Here is a 23915-nt window from a genome sequence, read left to right as displayed (position 1 = left end):
TTGAGGCTGGCAGTCGAATCTATGATCGGCAGTGTTCATCAGCCGAGGAAGGAGCGCCGCGGCGCGCGCCGAGGCGGTGCGCGAACTCGAGCGTGATCGCCGAGATCGAGGCGAAGGAGCCGCTCGAAGCGCTCGACACCTTCATGGCGCAGAACGCATCGATGATCCAGGCCCAGCATGCAGCCTCCAGCTTCGATGTCCATCGGGTCCTTCAGGCCATGGACCACGAGCCGAGACCGCCGCAAGGCGATGCCGGACTGATGCGGCTGCCGGTGGTCGACATGCAAGGCCGGCCGCTGGCCAGCGAAGCCGAGTTGCGCTATTCCATTTTCCACCGCTTGACCTCGGGCGCGGTGAAGGTGGTGGCGGTGCAGCTAAAGGGAACTCCGACTGGAGCCATGCTGACACGCACGTTCACCGTGGAGGGCGTGCCCTACCGCATGGACCTGTTCGGCGGCAGCAAACTGAAGCCGCCGCAAAAGAGCCTGAACCAGCTTGCCTCTCACCTGCCTTTCACGGCCGCAGAGGCCCCAAGCGGCAAGCTTTTGGCGATCCCCTATGCCGAGACGGCTCCGGGTACGGCCTTTGAGCAGCTGTCGCGGGCCTGGGCGCCGTTCAAGGAAGCCTATTACTATACCCAGCGCCGCGGATTTGCCGCGCCGCCGGGCATCCCCGACATTGGCCCCCATGATTATGCGCTGGAAGGGTGCTTCAAGCTGTCCCTTCTGCCCGACCATCCCGCAGGCGCAGTGCATCCCTTCCGGTTCGAGGGGCGAGACGGCGAGATCGCCTTGCGGCCGCATGACGGCTGCGGCTTCATTAGGGCCTCACTGGCCGAGCGCATGCCGTCCATTGCCCGGGCTCGCCACGACGCTCCCGAGCGGATGCCTGCCTATGCCGATAAAAGGCAATCGGCGGTACCGCCCTCGGCGCTGCAACATTATCCGCGTAGCGTCGAGGTAGCACAGGAGACCCGCGAGAAGGCTCAGGCTTGGCTCGAAACCCATCAAAGCCTCACCGCCGAGGAGCTGTTCCGGACGGTCACGGGCGGGCATATCGAGGGTTCGAGCGCTATCGCCGTGCCGTCCAGCGACGAATGCCTGCATGTGCCGACGGGCAAGAGCAAGACCTTGACCCGTGACGCTGGCGTGCTTGTCGGACGCTCCCCCTATGACAAGCCCAACCTGCGCCCGTTCGCCGCCGACCGGGTCAGGTCGGCGCGCGATGGCGACCGGACCGCGGCGTTCCTGGATCGGTGCGTGGCCTTCCAATATAGCTTCAACTTCGCGCACAGGTCGGGGGCTGGGCTTGCCGCCGACGATCCGACCTTCTTTGCCAAAGGCATCTTGATCGTTGTGCCCGACGAAATGTGGCCGGCGGACTTCGCCGAGCGCGGGGTCGTGATGTCTGCCGAGGACGTAAAGTGCCATTCGTACTGGCTGGAGGAAAAGGACCGGGTCAAGGCCGACACCGCGCTCGAGTGCGTCGGCATCCTGCAGGCGACGGAGGTGTTCGCGCCCGGCTCTTTGGTTGCGGTTCCAAGCGTCGAACAAAAAATGCTCGACGGCGATTTTGATGGCGACACCGTCGTCATCATTGGCGACCAGCCTCGCCTTTACGAGCATGTGCGCCAGTTCGACGCGCAGCTGCAGGCGCGCGGCATCGCCTCGATGAAGCCGCCGAAGTCGCACACGCCGGCCATTGAGAAAAGCGGCTACCAGTTCACCCGGTCCAAGCAGATCCTGTCGGCCACCGGGCTGGTGCTGGAGACCTACAGCTGCCTGCAGCGCAACGTGCTGGCGCAGCCGCTGGAGGCGCAACGCTGGTTTGCCGAGCGTGCCATCTTCGGCACCTACGAGGGCATTCATAATGAGCTCAAGGCCGACATCCGCGCACTGTTGCAGGAAGATCGGCCGGATGGCCAGGCCCTCCATGAGCTCATCGCCAGGGCGAGGGAAGACAGCAAGGCCGCCAGGCATCCGGTGGCCTGCGAACTGGCCGCGTTGTTAGTGGCCGAGCTCCAGGACTGGAACCTGCAGCTCAATAGCGAGCCGGCTCATGAGCAGTCGGAAGTCAAGCTGCATGAAAGCGCCATCAATCTGTTGAGCGTCGGCATCAAGGTCGGCACTGACGCCTACAAGTCCGATACCGGTGCGCGGGTGTTCATGCAAAAAACCACCGAATTGCAGCGGCTCTTGGAGCAGAGGCCGGGCTTCAAGTCGGCGCCATATGTCAAGGCGCAGGCGGCAAAGCTCCACCAGGGCCGGTTCGACGTCGATGGCAGCCTGGCGGATCTGAAGGACAACCCCACGCTGGCGGCATCGGTCATGGAGGCCTCGATCAGACTCGCCGTCGAAAAGCGCATTCTGCTCAGCGCCTTAGCAATCTCGGCCGAAGACGACCGCGCCAGCACGATAACGCTGAGCAGCGAACAGGCCCTTGAGCGGGCCAGGCTCGAAGCCGCCCCCGCCGAAGCGCAAGAAAGCGCGATTACCAAAAATTGTGCATGCGGTTGCCGAGCTTTTGCGGCAGGACGGCATCGAGGTGAAGGTGCCGCATCTTGACCAACGGTCGGGCGGGCAGGTCTGGATAGCCGACGAGTTGACCGGCCAGAGCGTGAGCACGGCGCCGGAGGCCCAACTGGTCACCAATGCCGTGCGCCATGTCTTCGAGATCCCGGACGAGGCTTTTACGCGCGCCTTCAGGAAGGCGGCACTGGCCTTCGAGGAGCGGGACTGCAGCGAGGTCGAGACCACCAACTGGGTCATCAGGATGGACAGGCCGCGGTTACGCGGCGTTCACACGGCGTTCAGAACCGCGCAGAACTATCGCTTCGAGGTCGAGTTCCCTACGCCGGCCAGTTATCGGGCCGAGCTCGCGCACCGCGCGCAGAGCTCACAGCTAGTCCCCATTCCCCGTGGTGCCTGGGAGATATTACACTGGGACTCGTCAGGAGAAAGCAGGTCGAGGGCGGCAGGGACCTCCAGGTCGCCCATCGTCGCAAGACAACAGATTGCGGTCGCTCGCTCGCCGCAAGCCGGCGAGATCCTCGCGGCCCTCGGTACGCGGCCGGTCGTGCTCGTCGGCATGCCGGCGAGCGGCAAGTCGACCATCGGCGCCCAGCTTGCCAAGGAGTTGGGGGTGGAGTTTGTCGACATCGATAAGCATATCGTCGCCGATCACGGCAATCTGATGGAGATGTTCGCCGACCCTGGCCGTGGCGAGGCGCACTTCAGGGACCTGGAGACCAAAGAGCTCGCCAAGCAGCTGGAGAGAGGCCCCATCGTCATCGCAACCGGCGGCGGCTGCTTTGGCAAGGAGTCCAATCAAGCCCTGATTCTTAATAAGGCGAGGTCGATCTGGCTCGACACCCGAGCTGAAAGAGCTCCGCAGGCGCCTCGAGAGGGACACCAGCCGGCCGCTGCTGCAAGGCGCCGACATCGAGCAGAAGGTTGACCAGCTGTACGAAGAGCGCAGTCCGTTCTACCAAAAGGCCGATATCAGGTTGCCCCTCGTCCCGCCCTTTCAAAAAGACAAGAAGGACGCCCGCATTTGCGTGAAGGAACTCTACGCTTTCCTGTGCAGCGACAGAGAAGCCGCTCTGCCCGCTGCCGAGATATCACATGTCTCCGGTGCTTCCGGCACCGCCATCAGCATGTCCCCAACAGCTCAGCGCATGCACGATGATCATCACAACGGCTACGATTGCGGGGGCGGCGTCGTGGAAACCATCCAGGCGCCGGCGGCACTATTGAGTGAAAGGGAACGGCCGCCGCTCCTCGACACCCTCACCGCCGACCCGCAGCCTTTGCTGGCCGGCAATAACGCACGAGCGAATTTAGCGTCTTCCACGAGAAGCAGGGAACGCTCAAGTCGAGGACGATAGCTTAGGCGTCGCAGGTTTGGTGCAGGGTGCGGGTTCGCACCGAATGCTAATAAAAGTGGGAAACGCATGCATAAGTCGTGAGAAGCCTGATGGCCGAGTTGATCCGGCCTGGATGACACAAACGTACAAAGACGAACCGCCGGTGCCGGGTCGCGCGCCAAATCCTGGTGATCGACCGGAAAGGATCAGCTCCGAGTCTAAACGGCATCGTCAACTTAATGAAGCGCGGATACTATGACAGAGTGACCCAATCCACCGCCGCGCCATTGCGTCGGTTTCGACAGATAAGATGGATTGGGCAGGCGAGCTCAAAAGAGCGATTGTAAATCGCAGTTGTAGCAGTGTAACAAACTGCGTAACAAAAAGCGCGAAAAGATTAGCATTTTCAGCAGGATAGGCGTGAAACCGAATCCCTCCCTCTCCGCCATTAATTTCTCATAACATTTTGTTTTTGTTCTATTTGCCGCATCGACGTCCGATTTCCTTGCATCTTTCCTTGCACCTTTGGCGCGCGCTGATGTGGCGTCATTCCATCGACGCCGTTTGCCCACCGCTCTGGCTCTGCATCTGTCGAGCCACCATCAGCCGTCAAGAAATTCCGCACTCAGACTTCCCTGATTGGCTTCCAGCCACGCCTTGGAGGTCTCGAAGTCAGGCACGACTGTCCGCAGGAAATTCCAGAACGCCGGCCCATGCGAACGGTGTCGGAGATGGGCAAGTTCGTGAGCGATGACGTATTCCAGAACCTTTTTCGGAGCGAAAACGAGATGCCAGTTGATGAGGACGTTACCCTCAGCACCGCATGATCCCCAGCCATTGGCGAACTCGGCGGCACGGATCGAGCGAGGCGAAAGTCCGAACCGGACCCTATAGCCTGCGGCGATCTCCTTCACGTCACGCCGAACGCGTCGTTTGAGCCACAGCTTGAGTTCGCGGGCGACGAGTTGGTCGGTGTCGCTGCCTGCCCATGTGGGAAGATCGACGATGAAGCCGTTGCGGAAAATCAAATCGATCCGGTCGCCATCGGTGCGTCGCACCGTGAGGCTCATGCGGCGGCCCCGATAGAGTATCTTCGAGCCGGTCATGAAGCGAGGCACGGCATGCCGGTCGGAGGTGATCCGCTCCATCTCGCGAACGGTGTTGAAGACCCACTGCCGCTTGCGCTCCAAGAAGCCTGCGATGTCGTGGTCGTCGTCGCTGGTGAGCGCCAGCACCTCGACATGGCCCGGCGTAATGGTGATGCGGCGTTCCGATGCCGCAGCCGAGCGGCGAAGCTCGTAGGAGATTTGCTTTCGGCCTATCTGGAGCGTCGGCATCAGGCAGCGCCCGCATAGGCATGGGTGGCGAACTCCTCGACCTTCTCGCGGATCACCTTGGTCTCGCCGATGCCGCGCTCGGTCAGGATGCGCCGGACTTGTTGGCGCAAGGAACGCAGGTAGGCCTCCATGTGCGCGAAGGCGGGCTGGATCGCAGCGGCCTCGGCATAGACCGCGCCGATGGCGATGGCCGCGTCCTGCAAGGTGGCATGGTCGGTGTCGGGCACGATGGTTTCGATGATGCGCAGGATCGAGAAGGCGTTCTCGTCCATGCCAAGCTCGGCGTGCGCGCCCTGCTCTGCCTCGATGTCGCCGGTCAGGCCCTCGAACTCCCGCAGGCCATCGGCGGCGGCAAGCTGGCCTTCCTCGAACCGGCGGATGATTTCCAGCACCCGTTCCGAAAACCGGCCATACTGCGCCGGGTTCTTGTCCACCAACTCGCGGGTGACGCGGCGAAGCTCGGCGGACTTGCGCACGAACGCCTCCTGCAATTCTGGTTCGGCCTTGCCCTCGGTGGCGAAGTCGTCGGCGAAATTCGGATCGGTGATGTTGCGCAGGCGGATCGTCGTCGAAAGGCCGGTGACATGGACATGCTGCTCCAGCATCTCCCTGATCTTGCCCGAATAGCTCCGGTGGTCGAGGCTCTCGTCCTTGCTGATCGCCTGCGTTGCCAACCGCAAGAAAGCGGAAGCCCATTTGACTTCGGCGGTGAACTCAAGGATGGCCCGGTCCGGTGACAAGTCGCCATAGACCTTGATGAAAGTCCGGGTCAGACGTTGGAGGTCGAACCAGTCGTCCTCCTGTCCCCTGGCTGCCCACTTGGCAGCGGCATAGGCGGCGGCCTTCTCATTCATGCCCTCCAGCCCCATGGCGCGCTTCTGCGCGCGGTAGCGGGCGTGGGCTTCCTTGAGATCATTGCGCAATACTGCGATGTCACGCATCGCGTTTTCGACATCCTCGGAGCGATAAGATTGTAACGCCTCGTCGAGATGGGCGGTGACGCCGATGTAGTCGACGATGCGCCCGTTGGGCTTCTCGATCTCGCCCCCGTTCGGCAGCTTGATCGCGCAGGTTCGGTTGGTCCGGGCGATGGCTTGGAGGAGGTTATGCTCCCTCAGCGGCTTGTCCAGATACATGACGTGCTCGATGGGCGCGTCGAAGCCTGTCAGCAGCTTGTCGCAGACGATCAGGAAGCTCGGTGGCTGTCCGAACGCCTTGAACCGCTTCTTCACGTCCTTTTCGGCGGCGTCGTCGAGGTAGTGCGCCTCCAGTTCTGCGCGCAGCGCTGCGACCTCCGAGTTCTCGCTCGGCTTGTTGTCTTCTTGGCTCTTGGAATAGACGCACGCGATCATGGCGTCGGCCTTGGCCTTCGCCATTTCCGCCTCCATGCCGCCACGCTCCAGATCGGCGGCAATCACGGCCGAGAGCGCGGCGCGGTAGAGAATTACTGCCTCGCGATCCACGACGACGATCTGAGCCTTGAAGCCGTCCGGCTGGCAAACATTTTTGAAGTGTTCCCAGATGTCCATCGCGATCAGCCGGACGCGATCCGGATGCTTGGCCAGTGTGGCGACCGTCAGACCCTTGCGCTTCAGTTCCTCGCGCTTGTCGTCCGGCAGGTCCACGAACCAGCGGTCGAACAGGATGTCGATCTCGGCCTCGTTGATCGCCCAATCGGCTTTGCGGCCTTCATAGAGGATCGGCACTGTCGCGCCGTCGCGCACCGCATCATCAATCCCGTATTTGTCGAGATAACCTTCGCCCGCGATGCTGAACCGGGCGTAAGTGTCCTTGTCGGTTGATTTGATGGGTGTGCCGGTGAAGCCATAGAAGTGCGCATCAGGCAGCGTCGCCTGCAGATAAGCGCCCAGGTCCTTTTCCTGCGTGCGATGGCACTCGTCCACGAGCACGATCCAGTTGGCCGAGTTGGGGATCGGGTCTTTCGATCCTGCGAACTTGAAGATGGTGGAGAGCAGGATTTGCCCGTTACCACTCCGGTTGACCGCCTCGCGCAGCGCCGCCACTGATCCGCACTGCGTCGGGTTGGGCAAACCGCAGGCAACGAACGTCTTGCTGATCTGGTCGTCGAGATCGATCCGGTCGGTCAGCACGAGGATGTTCGGGTTCGCGAGCGTCGGCGCGTCGAGCGTCAAATGGGTCTTGAGCTTCAGGGCGAGGAACACCATGGTCAGGCTCTTGCCCGAGCCTTGTGTGTGCCAGATCAGCCCCTTGCGATGCTTCCCCTCCGCAACGCGCTCGACCGCTTTGTTGACCGCGCGGAACTGTTGATAGCGACAGACCTTCTTGATCTTCCGGCCTGTTTCCGGGTCAATCTCGAACACTATGAAGTGCGCAAGCAGGTCAAGCAGGCGGGACGGTTCGCATAGGCACCATAAATCCTTGGCGAGATCGTCTGAAAACTCGTCACGGTGGCGAGGCCATGCATCGGGCCAAGGCGCGTAGAACTGCGAGGATGCGCCGGTCGCCCCATAGAGCGTTGTCATGCCATCGGTGACGAGGTTGAAGGCGTTGGGATAGAACAGCCGGGGAATGTCCCGCTCATATTGCTTGACCTGCTCGAAGGCTTCCTCAGCCTTGGCCGTGGCCTTGAGTGGCGACTTGGCTTCAATCACCACCAGGGGAATGCCGTTCACGAACAGCACGATGTCGGGCACGCGCGGGCGTTGGGCGGCCACGCGGAACTGGCGCGTGACGTAGAAGCTGTTGCGGCCCGGCTGCTTGAAGTCGATCAACGGTATGGGCCGGTCCCGGTTCTCGCCGGTCAGGCGACGTGAATAGCCGCCGCGCAGTTTGCGCTGCCATTCCTCGTTGTCAGACAGCGTGGCCAGGTCGTTGTAGATTGCCTCGGCATCTTCCGCGCCGATGCCGTTCAACGCGCGCAGCGCCTCCACCAGCACGGGCTTGAGGATGACGCGGTTTCCCTCCTCACGCATGGTCAAGGCTGCCTCCGGCGACAGCGTCTGCCAGCCAAAGGCTGCAAGCACGTCAAGCGCAGCTTTCTCGGCAAGGCGGTATTCGCTCATGCCGGCACCCGCATTCGACCGGAGAGAAGGTCGGACATTAGGGTGGCCTTCAGCCGCCGGGTGGCTAGAAGGTCTGCCTCATTGATGTCAATGGCGTCTTGCAGCGCCGCCATTTCATCGGCGAAATCGCTCTGGTCAGCCAACGGCGGTAGGCGCATCGCTAGCCCAAGCACGATCTTCTGCGAAATGTTGGTTTGCGACGCGGCCATGCCGGACTTGGAGCGGATCAACTCGTCCTGCACCTCGTCACTGGCCAACAATTCAGCGATAGCGAGCGGAACAGCTTTGTCCAGTGACACGCGCAGCCTGATGATCTTGTCGGACAACATACGCCGCCCAGCGGTTTCTCGCACAATCGCAACGACGCCTGTGCGCTCTGCGGGACCAGCTCGCGTGATTAGAATGTCGCCTGCGGTCACTTCAAGGTGCGGGCGCGGTTCGAGATGCGCAGGAAGCCGCTTGTTTTCGTCATCGTCATAACCTTCCCAAACAACAGCGCTGGTCTTTAGGATCGACCACTCGCCGTCACGTGCCGGCTCGCTGTCACAATCCGGGCTCCAGCCTGCGTCAATCGAGGTCAGCACCGCCTGCAACGTAGTCGCCTCACAATCATGAAACCGCTGGACCGCTGCTTCTCGGCAAGACCTTTTGAACCGCTTGATGGCTGACAGCATCTCTTGCTTGGCCGCAATCGCCTCATCCGCAGACCGCAGCACCTCGGCGATCCGGCGCTGCTCGTCCAGAGGAGGGAATGCCACGTCGATAGGATGGATGTCATTCCGATTGAGTGTGGGCACTCCGGTCCCCGATTGGAACTCCGTGAGCGGAAAGTGCTCCAAAAACCGATAAACGAACTCTGGCTCTGATCCCTTGAAATCACGGACGTATAGGGTTGTGTTCAAGGGCCAATAAGGCCCCTCAATGTAGTTAACCTTGCCGATTGTGCCGGAGCGCCCCGTAACCACGCCGGGTCCCGACAGGAACGACTGACTATGCGAGCCGACAATACCATTTGAGGCAATGACGGGGACGCCACCCGCTTCACGGCTTTGCACCGGCAGATCGTGACCGCGCTGAAGCTCGAAGAATTGGACCATTGGACCGATGGTCCACCCCTCTGGCACCTCACCCGACATAACCGAGCCTCTTGAGGTGCCCGAACATGACAGCCTCGGCCTCGTTACGCTTGGCGATCAAGTCTTGCAGCTTGGCGACTTCCGCCGCGACGTTAACGACTTCCGCCTCCGCTCCTGTCTGCACATAGCGGCTGATGTTGAGGTTGTAGCCGCTGGCCGCGATCTCATCGACCGGAACGACCCGGGCCAGCCTCTCGATGTCAGCAAAGGCATGGACGGCATTGGCCAGCGTGCTGACATGCTCATCCGTCAGGAAGTTCTGCGCCTTGCCCGGCTGGAAGGTAGCATCGCCGTTGACGATCATCACCTTGCCCCGGTGTGCGGTGGGCTTCTTCTTGCGGCACACCAGCACGGCGGCAGGGATGCTCGCCCCATAGAACAGATTTGGGGCAAGGCCCACGACCGCTTCGATCACGTCAGCGGCCAGCATGGCCTCCCTGATCCGCCCCTCGGCCCCGCCACGGAACAACACGCCATGCGGCACTACCACCGCCAAAATCCCGTCATCCTTCAGGCTGGCAAGCATGTGCTGGACAAAGGCCAAGTCGCCAAAGCTCTTCGGCGGGCAGCCATATACATCGCGTCCAAACGGATCGCCATTCTGCCAGACCTCGTAGCCCCATACCTTTTCCGAAAACGGCGGATTGGCCAGCACCCTGTCATAGGCCCCGATACCCTCGACGAACTCGCGAGCCTTGGGGTCATACCGTTTGGGGGACAAGATCGTGTCGCCCTTGGCGATGAAAGCATCGTCAACATTGTGTAGGAAGAGATTGATCTCGGCGATGCCCCACGTGGCGAAGTTCTTCTCCTGCCCGTAGAGCGACAGGGTGCGGGCATCCTCGCCCCGGTCCTTCAGATACTGCACCGCCTCCAAGAGCATGCCGCCAGAGCCGCAAGTAGGATCGTAGATCGACATGCCGGGACGAGGCTCGACGATCTCGACCATGAGCCGGACGATCTGGCGCGGCGTGTAGAACTCGCCGCCCTTCTTGCCCGCGCCTTCGGCGAACATCTTGATAAGGTAGAGGTAGGCATCGCCCAGCATGTCTGCGGGCACATCGGCGTTGCGCAGCCGGTGCTTCTCGAAATGCGCGAGCAGCTTTTCGAGCAGGGCGTCCGAAAAGCGATCCTGATTGGCGAAGTCCACATCGCCGAACACGCCTCGCAGCCGGATGTTGGCGTCTTCGATGGCGTTCAGGGCATTGTTGAGCCGCTGGCCGATCTGCGTCGATTGCTGGCGCACGGCCTCCCAGCGGTGCTCCTTGGGGATATGGAAGCGGTGCTCGTCGGGATCGGCGGCTTCCTCTCGGTCGCCGGTTTCGGCAAATAGCGTTTCAAACTCTTCGTCCCAAACGTCGCACAGACGTTTATAGAACAGCAGGCCGAAAACGTACTGCTTGTAGTCGGCAGCATCGACCGTGCCGCGCAGAATGTTGGCCGCGCCCCAAAGGTGGCGCTCAAGTTCCTGCTGAGAAAGTTTCGCCATAGCCCCCACGCAGAATGCAAACCTCGCGCCAGGATGACAGCGCGCAAGCAGTTGAATACCTAGACCGATATCGGCAGTCCAGCACGCCGGCACATTTGCTAACAAGGCACGAGATTATCGTGCCTTGGTTTGACGCTGATCTGTTTCCGGCTTCGAACTTTGAAGCTATAGACGTGGACCTCATCGAGCCGGGCAAAGGGAGTAGGTAATGGGGTGGCGGAGGAAGGACAAAACGATCCCAGAGGACGCATTTGCGGATGCAGCAGCCTATTACTCGTCCATGCGAAGGGGAATGCGCGAGAAGGCTGACCACAACAAGAGCGAGGCTCAATTGTGCTTTGCGGCGATAATCGCCTGCACGCTGGTGGCACCTCTGTTTGTGACCCTGTCGGATAACTTCCTGTTGGGCAAGGTGCTGCCTTCATTGCTGTCGGTTACGGCAGCAGGGCTTACAAGCTGGGTGCAATTGCGCAGGCCCCAGAAGCTCTGGGTCATCTACAGGCGTGCACAGAGGGAGTTGGAACAGCTGAAAGCTGATTACGACTTCAAAGACGGTGATTTCGCGAGTGACCCGGCACCCGAGAAGCTTCTGGCGAGAAAGGTTACCGCTGTCGGTCGTTGGGTGCATGACCAGTGGGAGGGATTGGTACCCGAACCCGAAGCCATTTTGCCTAAGAAGTCCGACGTTCAACCCGAGAAGCTAGGTTATGACGGAACAGCCTGAAATCGCGAAATCACCGCTCAACACGAAATACGGCACTTTCGACCTGTATGTCTTTTCGTGGTCCCCGAACGAGCAAGACAACGTGCTGGTTATGGTGTCGCCCTTCGACGGCAGGGTGCCGCTCGTGCGAGTTCAAAGCGCCTGCTACACGGGAGAGATTTTCGAGAGCACTGATTGCGATTGCCATTGGCAGTTGGAGAACGCGCTATCTCAAATCCAGCGAGAGGGAGGTATGTTCATTTACATGCTCTGTGACGGACGCGGAGCGGGTCTTCTCACCAAGATACGAGGAATGAACCTGACGGCCACGGAAGGACTGGATACGGCAGAGGCGTACAATGCGCTCGGGTCGCCTCTGGACCCGAGGGGATATGATCGAGCGGCATACATCTTGCGATACTTTGGCGTGACGACGTGTAAACTGCTGACAAACAACCCCAGAAAAGTCTCGGGCCTTGAGGCCCAGGGCATTCAAGTCGAACGTGTCCGCCACGAGAGTGAACCGACGCCTGCGAACGAGCCATACCTGCGTTCTAAAGCGGAGAAATTGGGGCATATGATGAAGCGTTTTGGAACGGATGCGTAGCTCGACAAGCGAAAAAGAACTCAGAGTTCGTCGGTGCTGCTGCCAAATCCGGGATCAAACAGCCTACGGTGATACTTCTCGGCATACGGATTGGTCATCCCGGCAATGAAATCTGAGATGGCTCTTGCAAATATGTCGCGCTCAGCGGGTGGAAGCTCTCGCCAAAGCTTCCGTCGGTTAACGACATCCATGGCGAAGCCTTCGCCGTACGGATCAATCGCCTTGAGACCCATTAGCTCAACAGGTCGTTCCTCGAATGCCGCAAACAGGTCGGCGATTATCTTCTCGCCCTTGAATTCCAACGTTTGCACCTCCCGCCGACCGACCAAAGATTTGAATGTGATGTCTTTCGACAGGTAGTTCAGCAGGTATCGGATGTTTGGTTCAACCCGGGCATTGAGGTCAAGGAACTGGCTTTGAAAGACATCCTTCCTAGCGACATCTATAGCAACGACAAAGAAACCGACGAGGAGAGAAATAGCATGCTTTCGCTCACAAGCGTCGGATGAAAAAAGCTTATCCAGAAGGACCGGTATCGTCACTTCGCGAATTTTGCCGACACCAGCCTGCTGGAACCCGCGCTCTAGTGGTTCCCCTATCTCCTCCCGGCGCAGAATTCCTCTGCCGACACCGTCTTCTAAGTCGTGAACCCCGTATGCAATATCATCTGCCAACTCCATGATCGAACAGTCCAGCGACTTGTGCATGGGCTTGTTGCCGGAGCCCAAACGCCGAAATTCCTCGCGGTCTGCCAGGGAGAAAACGTCCAACACGCCTTCGACCAAATCCAGATCGCTGTCGTAAAAGCATTTAGGCGGCTTCCTCAGGTCGTAGGCAGGATATTCCCCGAACGCCACCGGGTATTTGAGAACGCCCAGCAGGAGCCGCCTTGTAGGCGCAATGCCGTTCCCTCGGTAGTATTTCTCTAGTCGTGAGAGAATGCGGATGGTCTGTGCATTACCTTCAAACCCTCCAAAATTATACATTGCCTTGTAGAGGGCACGCTCACCGCCGTGGCCGAACGGCGGATGTCCTAAGTCGTGAGCGTAGCAAATCGCTTCGATCAGTTCTGTCGAGGGTAGGGTGTCGGCGTGACCAAAGCCCCGTCTCGCCAACAAATTCCAGACGATGCCACGGCCGATTTGGCCCACCTCCAGCGAATGCGTCAGACGGGTTCGGTGGAAATCACCTTCCCCAGTGCCCATCACTTGGGTCTTAGTTTGGAGACGACGAAATGATGCAGAGTGGACGATCCGCCCCAAGTCGCGCTGATAAGGGTCTCGAGTATCGGCCCCAAATGCTTCTTTACCAAAACCAGCGTCGTTTTTCGGCTCTTCGAATGACGGGGCTCGAAAAGTAAGCTCAGGCAATATTTTCTTATCATCCTCAGATAACATTTCGCCCTCCGGTGACTACTGAGATCGAACCAACGGAACATTCCATTGGTACGGCGCAACTTAGTACGAATGCGCCGCCATCCATAAAATACGGAACAAGTGAAGAAGAGATTTCGGCCCAGCCCTTGAGGCGACAATAAGGTTATCGAGAATTAGAACCGCCAAAATTCCGTTCTGGAAAAAGCCTAGGCCAGGCTCTTAGCAACGAACCCCAACAACTCTTTCTCCCCGAGATAAGAAGCGGAGGCAGAAATAGTAAGCGTGCGTAGATGGAATTGATAGGTCACATCCGGCCTGTGCGTATCGATCCAACGCTCTTTCGGACCGGTCTTACCAAGGAAAATATGCCTCTTGCCCTTATAGACCACATGATGATCCACAACATCCAGGCAGATTGTTGCCTTCTCAGCCATTAACGCTCCCCTCCGCTTGTTGATGATAGCAATTTTAGCCGTTCAGGCCCATTGGTACCACACCCCTTCCAACTTGGCTTTGTCCAAGTAAGCAGCGAATGATTGCAGACCCTTGAGCGCTTTGCTGATATAAGCTGCGCCTGAAATTGCGAAGGATCGCCCGCCCCGCGAGGTAGCTTTTCTGAATGCCACCCGAGTTTCTTGAGCCGATGCAAATTGCCGCCGTTCTGCTGTTCGGGATTGTGGCTGGCATGGCCTTGGAGCGGTTTTTGTCGAAGTTGCAGCGGCAGGCATGGAAAGAACGGAACCGCTGGCGCTGGGAACGGAAGCGTGTGGTTGCGTCCGCCGAAATTTGGGGACCGCGAAAGGATGCGCCAGCCCCTAAGCCTATTGACGCCGCAGAACAGTTGCGAATTGTCATGGGCGCTCAGTTCAGCATTCAACCGCTCCTTAACAAAAGCGAAGTGCGGGTCTTCAAGGAGCTTGACCGGATGGTGCTCGACCGCAATCCGGCATGGCAAGTCATGGCCCAGGTATCGCTGGGAGAAATTCTGCGTAGCACCGATGCGAATGCGTACAGCTGCATCAATTCGAAGCGGGTCGACCTTCTCCTTGTAGACGAGACCTGCCGACCCCGACATGCACTCGAATACCAGGGGCGCGCGCATCATCAAGGCACAGCAGCAGCGCGTGACGCTGTCAAAAAAGAGGCTCTACGGCGGGCAGGCATCAGCTACCACGAGATTGTCGGCGGCCACACGACGCCGTCGGAACTTCGGCAATTGGTCGAGAAACTCGTGGATAGGCCAGCTACAGCGAAATAGCGAACTGTCGCATACGGCTTGGCGCGATGCCCACGAACGGCGCTCGCCCTTAGCGCTTCTATCGCTTCTCTCCCTCAGCCCCATTCAGCTTTGCATCATCGAGTGCAAGATGGCCTGAATGTACTCTGGCAGATCGAGTTCGCCACGAGCCTCGACGGCGAGCAGATATTTCGTCTTTGTCCGGCGGTCTGTTCGGCTGATCACAGGAAAGGAGCAGACGGCCAGCAGCGTCTCCTGCTCGACCCTGTCGGCCTGCTCGCGGTCATCCCTGCTGCTCGCGGCTCGATGAACGACGCGATTAAACTCGGCATAGGCCGCCTCATGTGCCGCTATCAGTGCCTGCAGCCTCAGCGATGTCCTCACGTCAGCGGAGGCCGGGTCGATGGCAACAGCCGCGCCGGTCAGCGCGAGAAGGGAACGGCGGGTGATCGCGGGCATGGATTGTTCCTCCCTCGCTGCCGATCATGTCGGACCATAGCAGCACTGTGCGAGGGCGTAGAGATGGTCAGGCGCTGTCTGCTGACAACGCAGTCAGTGGACCATCAAAGACGAACTGCGCGCTGAGAGGGGGGGACCCTTCGCACCGCCCCTCCCCCGCCATCGGAAAAGCCCCCCGGGGGGGGTGCCCGGGCCGGGTTGGCCTACAAATCGATGATTGAAAAGGACGCCGCCAAGTCATCGTTGCCGTGCGACACCGCGAACGGGCTCATCACTGCTCTTGCTGGATCATACAGGTCTACAAATAGCCGCTTCGCGTCGTCGAGGTCGCGTGCGGAGAAGAAGTCGTCGTTGACCTCAACCGTCCATTTGCCTGTGTCTGCGACCCAAGCTTGCCCCACTTGAATACCACCCAATCTGGTGTCGACAAAGAAGTGGCCAGTATCGTTAATCCAGAGCTGCAGTGCCACGACTTATCTCCCTACCAACGCGACCCAAGCGGTGTACGCGATACTGGCTCGCCACCTTTAGTCGTCCCATCCTGCGGCTCAGCGTCGGGCCCGGGCGGAACGGATTTCAAGCGCTCTTCGCGATCGATGATGTCCTTGACCTGAACCGCTGTCCACGTCCCGCCGCGCGCCGACGCAACGCCACGTGCATTGAGAGCTACAGCCACCTGCCGCCGCGATTTGACCCCGCTCGCTTGGATGTCGCGGATGATCGGAAGGATGTTGGCCGCGAAGGCGTCAGCCTGTGCCATTCGAACCTCAACTGATCGTTTCTGCGCTTCGACGAGCTTCGGGCCGCCAAGTTTGACGCCACGCTCTTTGGCTGCGGCCAGGGCTTCCCTCGTGCGCTGGCTGATCACCGCCCGTTCCTTTTGGGCGACCGCCGCATAGATGTGCAGCATGAAGCTGTCGACGCCCATACCCAATTCGGCAACGACGAACGGCACCCGATCCGCCATTAAGCCGCTGATGAAATGGACGTCACGGCTCAACCTGTCCAACTTGGCGACGATTACTGGGCAATCATTGCGTTTGGCCGCCGCCAGCGCTGCGGCAAGCTGTGGGCGCTTGGCGAGTGCATCAGCGCCTTTGCCGGTTTCGACCTCGATGAACTCGCCGACTAGCTCGAACCCTTCGGCTTCAATGAAACGGGCGATGGCCTGCCGCTGTGCCTCAAGGCCGAGACCGCTCTTGCCCTGACGGTCGGTCGAGACGCGAAGATAGGAGATGGCGGGTTTCATCAGGCGTTCACACAATTTGTAAGGACAATATACGCTCGTATGCAAAACTTACAAGCATTGGCTATGCGAGAGCGTCGACCAAACTGACGAGATGCCGTCGTGGGAATGTGCAGGCCGAGTTTTCAGAACCGCCAGCAAATGGCCAGCGTCGCCCTTTGCGAGTGTCTTACCGTGACGCGGATGCCACCATCACCTGCCAGGCACAGACCGGACCGAAATGCCGTTTCCGCTTGCAAACCGGCTAATGTTAAGCACCTGTTTGTAACGGGCAGGCTTCGGCCGTAATATTGCGGTGCCTGCAGGCGGGACATCACAGGGGTTCGAGAGGGCGCGCCTATGCCGCGAGCGCGACGCCAGATGGCGCTGACAGCTGATTTGGTCGCGCGCACAATTCGCGCGACTGAGAGTACCGGTCCCGGCCCGGATATAGTTCGCAATACCGAAACCGAGTGGAACGCCATCGTTCGAGAAATGTTGGCAACGCGTCCTGATGGACGGGATGTGTGGATTTTCGCCTATGGCTCACTTCTCTGGAACCCGGCCGTGGAGCACGTGGAGGAGCGTGCGGGCGTGGTGCCGGGGTGGCACCGTTCGTTCTGTATTCGCCTGCAAGATTGGCGCGGAACTGTCGACCAGCCAGGCTTGATGATGGGGCTCGACCGGGGAGGCCAATGCAGGGGGTTGGCACTACGGCTGGCGGAGAACACGGTTGAAACCCAACTCGGAAAACTTGTCCGACGCGAAATGCCGGTGAGGCCGTCCAGCAAGCCCTTCACCAACACTCCCCGTTGGGTGCAGGTTCAGACAGCCCAAGGGCTCGTTCGAGCCCTTGCCTTCGTCGTCAACCGAAAGGGGGTCAACTATATGGGAGGCCTTACGCCGGATGAGACGGCAAGTATTTTGGCCACGGCGTGTGGGCACGGAGGATCGTGCGCCGAGTACCTTTACAACACAATCTCGCAATTGGAGACCTTGGGCATTCGGGATCGCAACTTGTGGCGCTTGCAGTCGCTTGTCGCAGACAGGCTTACTTCGTTACATCTGTGACTAGGCCGCTGGCGGCGGCAAAGTCCAAGTCGGCGGGTGGCTTACTGTCACCGGGTTACGATGCGGCTGTCTTCGGCTTAAACCGCTGCACCCACTCCTCGAGGCTCATCTGCCTGACCTCGCCAGGTTCTCGCATCGGGCGGCGAAGCGTCTGCTCGACCTCGGCCTTGTCGATCACCAGCCCGAGCAGCTTCGCCTTGCCCAGGGAAGCCGCCACCGCCGCTGCAAGCTGTTTGTGAGCCACCGCCGCCCCGCGCGCTTCCTCCAACTCGGCTACGATACTTTCGACCGTCACGTCGAGCCGCCGCACCTGCCGCGCCTGCAACTCGGCGATGCGTGCCGCAATCTTACCATTCCTGACCAATTTCGCGGCCCCGACTTCGGCGGCATTGCCGGTCGACCGATAGCCGGCCTCGACATAAGCGGCCTTGCCGCTCAAGCCCTTGGCGAGGCCCTGCGCAAACCGTTCGTGGCGTTGGTTTCGAAGGATTGGCATGAACAAAGGGTATCGCAACGCAGGGCCCGATGCCACCCGGACGTGATCGGCGCATAATGGTCTCACTCTCCGATTTCCCGTGTTCCCACGTTCCCTCTCGTTCCCAGCGTTTCCTAAGAGTTCGTAATTCCTACCCACGACACCTCTATTCTATAGGTAGGAACGGTAGGTACTGTAGGAACAAACCTTCATTGACTTTCCTTTGTTTCCAATGCCTTCGACAGCGAAAGACGGCAGGAAGGTAGGTACGGTGGGAACCGTTCAAAATCTGCTTTTCTTCATCACATCTTTTTCAAACCGGCTTTTCTGGCTTCTGGCGGACGGAAAGGGTGGGAACGTGGGTACAAGACCTCACCGGCTTTCCTCGCGGTCATCCGGGGGCAGCCGATAGGCCCAGCGCGGCTTTTTGATGCCGGGAAGGCGCTGTTTCTTGCGCTCGCACTTTAGGCGGCGCAGCACGGCTCCGACGCGCATTTCGTGAGCCCGGTCGCGACGTGCCGGATCAATATCGAGGTAGGTGAGCACGTCGGCGGTGGTAAACCAGACGCCATTAAGCCGAGAGTTGATGAAATCGGCGATCTTGTCGTGCCAAGGATCGGTGACAACGCGGTCTTCCTGCTGGTCTGCCGCAATGGCCTCGATGTCCTGCGCGAGCCACCACTGTTCGCCGGCTCGCCAAGCGGCGACGGCTTCCGCCCACAGCTGATCGACGATCTTCGCCACTGCTTCGAGATCGATCTTCTCCACCCGGAGCGGCCAGAAGCGCCGGTTGCCGGTCGGGTCTTGCAAATAAGTGTCGGCATTCGTGCTGCCGGCAAAGACGCACTGTCTCGGAACGGCGACATCGGTGCGGCCATAGGCTGGCCGGTAGCGGTCGATCGGGCAGGACAGGAAGGCTTTGACAGTCTCGATCTCGGAGCGCCGAACCTGCGCGACCTCGCTCATTTCGACAATCCAGCGACCAGCGAGGTGTGCGCGGGCATCCTTGCTTTCGAGGTCGTGCGGCAAGCTGTCGGAGAACCACTCGTCCCGGACAGCGAGCACACGCAAAAGCCGAGATTTCAGCGTGCCCTGCCGGCCTTCGAGCACGATCATGGCGTCGGCCTTGCAGCCGGGCTTGTAAACACGTGCGACTGCCGAGATGAAGAAGCACCGCGTCACCGCCTCCACATAGCGCAAGGCGGCTGCCCTGTCGGCCTCGGTTTCCCCCTCGACGGCAGCACCACAATAATCGAGGAAGAACCGCGAGAGGCGCGGACACCCATCCCAGATAAGGCCGTCGAGATACTCACGCACCGGATGGTATGGATGGGACCGAGCCTCAAGCTCGACCACGTCACGCACCAGCGAGCGACCAACGCGACGGAAGCCACGATGATTGAAGTGCTCGATCAGTGCCGTGTCGTCGGCGTCGCTCCATGGGCGCGGCGCGAACTTCTTCGGCATCTTCATGTTCGGACGCGGGATCGGCCGCGCAAGCTCGATTTCCTGCGAAAACTCGTTGTATCGCACCAGCCCCTTTGTCAGGGCGTTGCGATGCAATTCACGGCGCAGGTTGAGCGGATTGGCAACGTGCCTGGCTGTGGCGTCAGGCTCGTCGACGAGCGGCGTCAGATGGAGAATATTGTCTTCGTCGCCCTTCATGGTCACGCCTCGTCTGCATAGTCGTGGCCGAGCTCACGCGGCCAGCGGATGAAGACTTCCTTGCCGGCGGTGACCCAGCGCTCGGCGCATTGCTGTGCAGCAGCGAGGCCGGGACCATCATGATCGGCAAATACCGTCAGGGTCTCGATACCGGCGAGCACGGGGAAGCTGGCCACCGCTCCCGCCGAGCCGAGCGACCAAACGGGACCGAGGCCCGCCGCCAAGATTGCGAGCCCTGTCTCGATGCCCTCGCAGATCCCGAGCCCGGGCGTGACCTCATCATTCGGCGACAGCTTCATCGCCTGGCCGGCGACCGCGCCGAGCATCTTCTTGCCGAGGTGGCCCGAGCCGTCGGGCTTCAGACGTGTGCGATGAATGGCGCTCGGCGGCGCTTCGGGATCGAGATCGTTCTCGCTCGGCGAGAACCGGCAGAGCATGGCAGGAACGCGGATCAGGTCGCCCTCGTCCAGCCATGGGCAGGCCAGATGGAAGCGGATCGTGCGAAAACCGGCTACGGAAGGTAAAATCTGGCCCCTTCGGGTGAGATAGGTTTCCACAAGCGTGCCATACGGGTCGATCCCCTCCCTCCACAGCCGCGCCGCCTTCTGCTTCCTGCTAGCCTCTTCGATCCTGTCGTTCGTGTGGTCTTGAAAGCGCGGCGGCGGTGCTACCGTGTCGACATCGGGCGCGAAAACCGGCAGGCCGAGTTGGGCACGCACGTAATCCTTGCATAGCGCCCAATCGTCATCGGCAAACGAGTGGACCCGCAACCCGCCGTCACTGTTAAACCGGACAATCAGACTGCGATCATTTCGACTGTGGCCGGGACCAGGGCAGGCAATGGAACCATCACGGCCCACCTCACCACCGAGTTGACGCGCATAGCTGGTGAGGGAGGCGGCGCGAATTTCAATTTCATCGGCGGTCGCACGCCGTCCTACACGGCTAGCCCAGCAAATAGTGGCCGCATTCATGCCGGCACCTTTCGATAGAGACGACCGCCCGGAAAAATGAGTTCGGTGCTTTCAAGCTTCAGGGCGCGCAATTCGACGGCAGACAGCCGGCTCGGTCCCCAGATGCGGAAGAGCCGGTCGCCCTGCACATCGAAGAAGACGGGCAGGCCGTCGGCTCCGGCGCTGACGGCGACGTCGGGCGGATATCCGTCTGGAATTTTCGACAAAGGCCGGAACCGGCGTGCCGGCGTGCGAACGCGATTTCCGCCGGCCCCGAGAGCGACTGCGGCGCTTGTCACGCTTTCTGCGGGCGAACCTACCTTGTCACGCTTTTTGCGCCGTTCGAGCCGCTTGCGGCAAGTCGCCGAGCAACACCGCTGGTCGGGTCGGTTCGGCGAAAACGACGCGCCGCAGCCGGCGCAGATGACCGCATGGGCCGGCTTCGTCGCCGCCGCCGAGAGCCTCCGCCGCATGACCCCTGGCGCAGCATCAGGCTGACCCATCGCGTCCAACTCATCGAACTGTGCGGGATGATCCTTCGGTGCGCGCATGGCTCGGTCCTCCTCTTGATGGAGGCCGGGCAGTTGACCTGTGCTTCAATCGGAAGGTAACCTTCGGGCCGTCCTCACAGCCTGAAAATGCAACCTGATCCGCCGACGCAGTGCCAAGCTGCCCGGCGGGTGTCAGGCTACCTTGTTTTGCGGCGGATGTTTCAAGACCAGCGTGCGACCGCCAGACCGGACCACCGCAAGGCTGCCATCGGCGATGCGCCGCAACACCGTCCGCTGGCTCAAGCCGAACATTTCGGCGACTTCCTTGATCGAATAGGCCTCGCGGTCGTCACGTCGCCTCGCAAGGAGAGCGACGAGATCAAGCTCGGCGTCGGTCAACACGACGGTCACGAGTTGGTCTCCTGCGTTCATGGTTGGCGCTCACGGAAAGGAGCGGTCACCTCATGACAGCAGAGGGCAAACCTGATTGGAAATCAAAGATTTGACGATAAATCAGCCCGTGTCGCCGCCTTTTTCGTAAAGCCCGTGAGCGGCGTGACTGAGCAACTCGTCGCGGTAGTCGTTGAAGCAATCACGCGCCACCTTCTCGGAGATGCCGTAGAACTCGGCGGCTGCGCGAACCGCCCCGGCCAGATCGCGCCCTGTGAGCACACGTCTGACGTCGTCGGCAGCGTCGAGCGGCGGATGCGGGCCGGGTTTGAGCCCGTAGAAGACCAGCAAGGCGATCTCCGTGCGGAGCACCTCGAAACTCCCCTGCGTGCCTTCAGGAGTTCTACCGCATTTGACAGGGCGCGATCTTCTGGTCGCTGCGCTGGCCCCTTCATCAAAGCGACCATGTGCAATGAAACGGGCGAGACGTTCTTCTGCGAGTTGGTTGTAGCTCCTGTGAAGGACTGCGAGGCGACGTAGCCGCTGCGTCGCGTCGCGCCCGTTCCTCTTGGTGGCCGCCCGCTCCGCCAGAGCCGTCTCCAGCGCGCTCACCACACGTTCGTCATGAGGTTTGTCTGGCATGCGCCTGCACCTTTGCGCGGCACCTTAGTGGGCGCGCAGGGCATTCAGGCGGTGCAAGCCTGACGTTCGAGCCGTCGCTCTAGCCCTGCGCGACTATTTTGCCTTCGCCCTGCGTCGCTCGGCAAGCGGGATCACGTCTGCACTGGCAGGCTTGCCCGTCCTTCTGCCCTTGGCATCGCCGCTGGCGAGGAAATCGGCCCACGCGGTCATCAGCTTGCGGCGGCGCTCCAGTGCCGTTCCGCGCCGGTAGGCTTGCTCGGCCTTGTCGCCGACGACATGCGCCAGCGCGGCTTCAGCCAGTTCGCGCGGAAAGTTGGTGGCATCGCCGGCCCAGTCGCGGAAGCTCGATCTGAAGCCGTGGACCGTCGTGGCCTCTTTCGCCTTCATACGCTCAAGGAGATTGTCGACCGCCTTCTGCGACAATGGCCGCTTGGGTTTCTGGCCGGGGAAGACGTATTCGTCGTCCTGCCGCCGCAGTTCGGCCATGTCGGTGAGGATCTCGATAGCGCGTAGGACAAGCGGCACCTCGTGCGCCCGGCCGGCTTTCATGCGGGACGCCGGCACGCTCCAAACCTTTTCCGCGAGGTCAATTTCGCTCCAACGGGTGCCAAGAACCTCGCCGCTTCGGGCGGCTGTCAGGATCGCAAATTCAAGTGCCCGAGCCGACGGTGCCTTGCGCTGCCGAAGCCGAGCGTAGAAGCCCGGCAGGCCTTGAAATGGCAGCGCCCGATGATGGCCGCGCGCCTTGAGCTTCTCCGGCTTGGGCAGGAGCGCATCGAGATGGTTTTTCCACTGCGCCGGGTTTTCGCCCGACCGCCAGCCCTGCCCCTTGGCGAAGGCCAGCACCCGCTCGATCCTGCCGCGCAGCCGGCTCGCCGTCTCCGGCTTCGCCCGCCACACCGGCTTCAGAACGGCCAGCACGTCCTCCGTGCCTATCTCTGAAACCTTCATAGGCCTGAGATGCCGACAATAGTCGGGCGCTCGGCGGCGCTTTCCCTTTTGCTCGGCGGGACCGAGCAAGGTCATACGCCATTGCGCGCGGTGCTTTTCGTTGCGCCATGATGCCTCGCGGTCCTCGTCGAGGAAGGCCCCGACGGCCTCGCCGAAGGTGGGCTCGGCCTGCTCCTTCCTCAACGCGAGGCGGGGGTCCTCGCCCTTTGCCAGGGCATTGCGGCAGGCCTCGGCTTTCTCTCGTGCCAGCGCCAGCGAGGTATCCGGGTAACCGCCCAGCCCGATGACCGAGCGCCGGCTATCGCGTTTCCACATGAATAGCCAACTGCGGCTTCCGCCTTCCTCCTCGACCTGCAGGAACAGGCCGGCTCCATCGCCATGGCGGCCGGGCTTGAGCTTGGCTGATTTCACCGTCGCATCGGCGAGCTTGTGTTTGGGACGAGCCATAATTCCTTGCACCTTTCCTTGCACCTTGCGCGCGTCATCAGGCGGCAGCATATGTCAGCCCGTGACTGATTGAAATAGAGCAAGGCATTGGGAAAACACATGATTTCATGGGCAGGTGGCGGTAGCTGTCAACCGCTGTCACATAAGTATGGCGGTCTCCCTCTCCGCCACGCTCACTATTGTCCGGCCCGGAGACATCGGTAACAGTTTGTACCTAAGACATGGTGTAGTGCACCCCGATTTTGAGACAGAAAACGGGTAACAGTTCTCCGTTAGGAGGACTGATGAGAAGGGACGATCCTAGGCGGCGGTTCAACCGCGACTTCAAGCTGGCGGCAGTCCGGCGAATGGC

At 60.7% G+C, this 23915-nt stretch carries 23 protein-coding genes; 7 read left to right on the top strand and 16 right to left on the bottom strand.

The window, feature by feature from the left end:
- The first annotated feature begins 92 nt into the window (after positions 1–92).
- From EN853_RS23055 to EN853_RS34710, 3 genes are read left to right on the top strand one after another with little or no spacing between them, the layout of a single operon-like run.
- Entirely contained in the window at positions 93–2564 is a 2472-nt protein-coding gene (locus tag EN853_RS23055; RefSeq protein WP_245455307.1) for a hypothetical protein, read from the top strand.
- The gene (locus EN853_RS34715; protein WP_245454709.1) at positions 2545–3456 is read left to right on the top strand and encodes a shikimate kinase; all 912 of its coding nucleotides are present in this window, start codon (positions 2545–2547) and stop codon (positions 3454–3456) included. Before EN853_RS23055 ends, EN853_RS34715 begins: the two co-directional genes overlap by 20 nt.
- Positions 3344–3886 carry a shikimate kinase gene (locus tag EN853_RS34710; protein WP_306462658.1) on the top strand — a complete coding sequence of 181 codons (543 nt, stop codon included), beginning with the start codon at positions 3344–3346 and terminating at the stop codon, positions 3884–3886. Before EN853_RS34715 ends, EN853_RS34710 begins: the two co-directional genes overlap by 113 nt.
- 581 nt (positions 3887–4467) lie before the next feature.
- On the opposite strand, the gene EN853_RS23050 is transcribed toward EN853_RS34710, so the two are convergent.
- Genes EN853_RS23050 through EN853_RS23035 form a run of 4 tightly spaced genes read right to left on the bottom strand, consistent with a single transcriptional unit; the run spans position 4468 to position 10976 of the window.
- Complete coding sequence (locus EN853_RS23050; protein WP_127862276.1) at positions 4468–5202, bottom strand: SprT family zinc-dependent metalloprotease; 735 nt, start codon at positions 5200–5202, stop codon at positions 4468–4470.
- Positions 5202–8246 carry a type I restriction endonuclease subunit R gene (locus tag EN853_RS23045; RefSeq protein ID WP_127862277.1) on the bottom strand — a complete coding sequence of 1015 codons (3045 nt, stop codon included), beginning with the start codon at positions 8244–8246 and terminating at the stop codon, positions 5202–5204. Before EN853_RS23045 ends, EN853_RS23050 begins: the two co-directional genes overlap by 1 nt.
- Positions 8243–9382, bottom strand: a complete 1140-nt coding sequence (locus EN853_RS23040) for a restriction endonuclease subunit S (protein WP_127862278.1) — start codon at positions 9380–9382, stop codon at positions 8243–8245. Before EN853_RS23040 ends, EN853_RS23045 begins: the two co-directional genes overlap by 4 nt.
- Positions 9372–10976 (bottom strand): class I SAM-dependent DNA methyltransferase, encoded by a 1605-nt coding sequence (locus EN853_RS23035; RefSeq protein WP_245517156.1) that lies wholly within the window; start codon positions 10974–10976, stop codon positions 9372–9374. Before EN853_RS23035 ends, EN853_RS23040 begins: the two co-directional genes overlap by 11 nt.
- Before the next feature lie 187 nt (positions 10977–11163).
- On the opposite strand from EN853_RS23035, the gene EN853_RS23030 reads away from it, so the two are divergent.
- Positions 11164–11595: a DUF4231 domain-containing protein gene (locus EN853_RS23030; RefSeq protein ID WP_210234805.1), complete on the top strand. Its 432-nt coding sequence runs from the start codon at positions 11164–11166 to the stop codon at positions 11593–11595.
- Positions 11579–12181 (top strand): GTP cyclohydrolase II, encoded by a 603-nt coding sequence (locus EN853_RS23025; protein ID WP_127862279.1) that lies wholly within the window; start codon positions 11579–11581, stop codon positions 12179–12181. Before EN853_RS23030 ends, EN853_RS23025 begins: the two co-directional genes overlap by 17 nt.
- 20 nt (positions 12182–12201) lie before the next feature.
- On the opposite strand, the gene EN853_RS23020 is transcribed toward EN853_RS23025, so the two are convergent.
- Positions 12202–13578, bottom strand: coding sequence for an anti-phage deoxyguanosine triphosphatase (locus EN853_RS23020; protein ID WP_127862280.1), 1377 nt, complete (start codon positions 13576–13578; stop codon positions 12202–12204).
- A 185-nt stretch (positions 13579–13763) separates the two neighbouring features.
- Positions 13764–13991, bottom strand: a complete 228-nt coding sequence (locus tag EN853_RS23015; protein WP_127862281.1) for a hypothetical protein — start codon at positions 13989–13991, stop codon at positions 13764–13766.
- Between the two features lie 185 nt (positions 13992–14176).
- On the opposite strand from EN853_RS23015, the gene EN853_RS23010 reads away from it, so the two are divergent.
- Positions 14177–14815: a DUF2726 domain-containing protein gene (locus EN853_RS23010; RefSeq protein WP_127862282.1), complete on the top strand. Its 639-nt coding sequence runs from the start codon at positions 14177–14179 to the stop codon at positions 14813–14815.
- Positions 14816–14899: 84 nt separating this feature from the next.
- Here EN853_RS23010 and EN853_RS23005 read toward each other — a convergent pair whose 3' ends face one another.
- The 3 genes from EN853_RS23005 to EN853_RS22995 form a co-directional block, all read right to left on the bottom strand.
- Positions 14900–15253 (bottom strand): hypothetical protein, encoded by a 354-nt coding sequence (locus EN853_RS23005; RefSeq protein WP_127862283.1) that lies wholly within the window; start codon positions 15251–15253, stop codon positions 14900–14902.
- A 203-nt stretch (positions 15254–15456) separates the two neighbouring features.
- Entirely contained in the window at positions 15457–15723 is a 267-nt protein-coding gene (locus EN853_RS23000; protein WP_127862284.1) for a hypothetical protein, read from the bottom strand.
- 11 nt (positions 15724–15734) lie between these two features.
- Positions 15735–16502, bottom strand: a complete 768-nt coding sequence (locus EN853_RS22995) for a recombinase family protein (protein WP_127862285.1) — start codon at positions 16500–16502, stop codon at positions 15735–15737.
- A gap of 357 nt (positions 16503–16859) precedes the next feature.
- Between EN853_RS22995 and EN853_RS22990 the strand changes: the two genes are divergently transcribed.
- Entirely contained in the window at positions 16860–17549 is a 690-nt protein-coding gene (locus tag EN853_RS22990) for a gamma-glutamylcyclotransferase (RefSeq protein WP_245517155.1), read from the top strand.
- Between the two features lie 55 nt (positions 17550–17604).
- On the opposite strand, the gene EN853_RS22985 is transcribed toward EN853_RS22990, so the two are convergent.
- The 7 genes from EN853_RS22985 to EN853_RS22955 all read right to left on the bottom strand — a co-directional run bounded on the left by EN853_RS22985 (position 17605) and on the right by EN853_RS22955 (position 23563).
- A complete protein-coding gene (locus tag EN853_RS22985; protein ID WP_127862287.1) occupies positions 17605–18045 on the bottom strand; it encodes a terminase small subunit in 441 nt (146 codons plus the stop codon).
- Positions 18046–18396: 351 nt separating this feature from the next.
- On the bottom strand, positions 18397–19689 hold the full coding sequence (locus EN853_RS22980; protein ID WP_127862288.1) for a virulence-associated E family protein: 1293 nt from the start codon (positions 19687–19689) through the stop codon (positions 18397–18399).
- 2 nt (positions 19690–19691) lie between these two features.
- Positions 19692–20663: a toprim domain-containing protein gene (locus EN853_RS22975; RefSeq protein WP_127862289.1), complete on the bottom strand. Its 972-nt coding sequence runs from the start codon at positions 20661–20663 to the stop codon at positions 19692–19694.
- A complete protein-coding gene (locus EN853_RS22970; protein ID WP_127862290.1) occupies positions 20660–21193 on the bottom strand; it encodes a hypothetical protein in 534 nt (177 codons plus the stop codon). Before EN853_RS22970 ends, EN853_RS22975 begins: the two co-directional genes overlap by 4 nt.
- 132 nt (positions 21194–21325) lie before the next feature.
- The gene (locus EN853_RS22965; protein ID WP_167524573.1) at positions 21326–21544 is read right to left on the bottom strand and encodes a helix-turn-helix domain-containing protein; all 219 of its coding nucleotides are present in this window, start codon (positions 21542–21544) and stop codon (positions 21326–21328) included.
- Between the two features lie 102 nt (positions 21545–21646).
- Complete coding sequence (locus EN853_RS22960) at positions 21647–21895, bottom strand: hypothetical protein (RefSeq protein ID WP_127862292.1); 249 nt, start codon at positions 21893–21895, stop codon at positions 21647–21649.
- 363 nt (positions 21896–22258) lie between these two features.
- Positions 22259–23563: a site-specific integrase gene (locus EN853_RS22955; RefSeq protein WP_127862293.1), complete on the bottom strand. Its 1305-nt coding sequence runs from the start codon at positions 23561–23563 to the stop codon at positions 22259–22261.
- Between the last annotated feature and the right edge of the window lie 352 nt (positions 23564–23915).

Origin of the sequence: Mesorhizobium sp. M1C.F.Ca.ET.210.01.1.1 (assembly GCF_004791585.1) — a bacterium.
GTDB lineage: Bacteria > Pseudomonadota > Alphaproteobacteria > Rhizobiales > Rhizobiaceae > Mesorhizobium.
This window is presented reverse-complemented; position numbering and strand designations above follow the sequence as displayed.

Coding starts and splice junctions, on each gene's coding strand:
- EN853_RS23050 (WP_127862276.1), bottom strand. CDS start 5,202: ATGCCGACGCTCCAGATAGGCCGAAAGCAAATCTCCTACGAGCTTCGC.
- EN853_RS23045 (WP_127862277.1), bottom strand. CDS start 8,246: ATGAGCGAATACCGCCTTGCCGAGAAAGCTGCGCTTGACGTGCTTGCA.
- EN853_RS23040 (WP_127862278.1), bottom strand. CDS start 9,382: ATGTCGGGTGAGGTGCCAGAGGGGTGGACCATCGGTCCAATGGTCCAA.
- EN853_RS23030 (WP_210234805.1), top strand. CDS start 11,164: ATGCGCGAGAAGGCTGACCACAACAAGAGCGAGGCTCAATTGTGCTTT.
- EN853_RS23025 (WP_127862279.1), top strand. CDS start 11,579: ATGACGGAACAGCCTGAAATCGCGAAATCACCGCTCAACACGAAATAC.
- EN853_RS23020 (WP_127862280.1), bottom strand. CDS start 13,578: ATGTTATCTGAGGATGATAAGAAAATATTGCCTGAGCTTACTTTTCGA.
- EN853_RS23015 (WP_127862281.1), bottom strand. CDS start 13,991: ATGGCTGAGAAGGCAACAATCTGCCTGGATGTTGTGGATCATCATGTG.
- EN853_RS23010 (WP_127862282.1), top strand. CDS start 14,177: ATGCCACCCGAGTTTCTTGAGCCGATGCAAATTGCCGCCGTTCTGCTG.
- EN853_RS23005 (WP_127862283.1), bottom strand. CDS start 15,253: ATGCCCGCGATCACCCGCCGTTCCCTTCTCGCGCTGACCGGCGCGGCT.
- EN853_RS22995 (WP_127862285.1), bottom strand. CDS start 16,502: ATGAAACCCGCCATCTCCTATCTTCGCGTCTCGACCGACCGTCAGGGC.
- EN853_RS22990 (WP_245517155.1), top strand. CDS start 16,860: ATGGCGCTGACAGCTGATTTGGTCGCGCGCACAATTCGCGCGACTGAG.
- EN853_RS22985 (WP_127862287.1), bottom strand. CDS start 18,045: ATGCCAATCCTTCGAAACCAACGCCACGAACGGTTTGCGCAGGGCCTC.
- EN853_RS22980 (WP_127862288.1), bottom strand. CDS start 19,689: ATGAAGGGCGACGAAGACAATATTCTCCATCTGACGCCGCTCGTCGAC.
- EN853_RS22975 (WP_127862289.1), bottom strand. CDS start 20,663: ATGAATGCGGCCACTATTTGCTGGGCTAGCCGTGTAGGACGGCGTGCG.
- EN853_RS22970 (WP_127862290.1), bottom strand. CDS start 21,193: ATGCGCGCACCGAAGGATCATCCCGCACAGTTCGATGAGTTGGACGCG.
- EN853_RS22955 (WP_127862293.1), bottom strand. CDS start 23,563: ATGGCTCGTCCCAAACACAAGCTCGCCGATGCGACGGTGAAATCAGCC.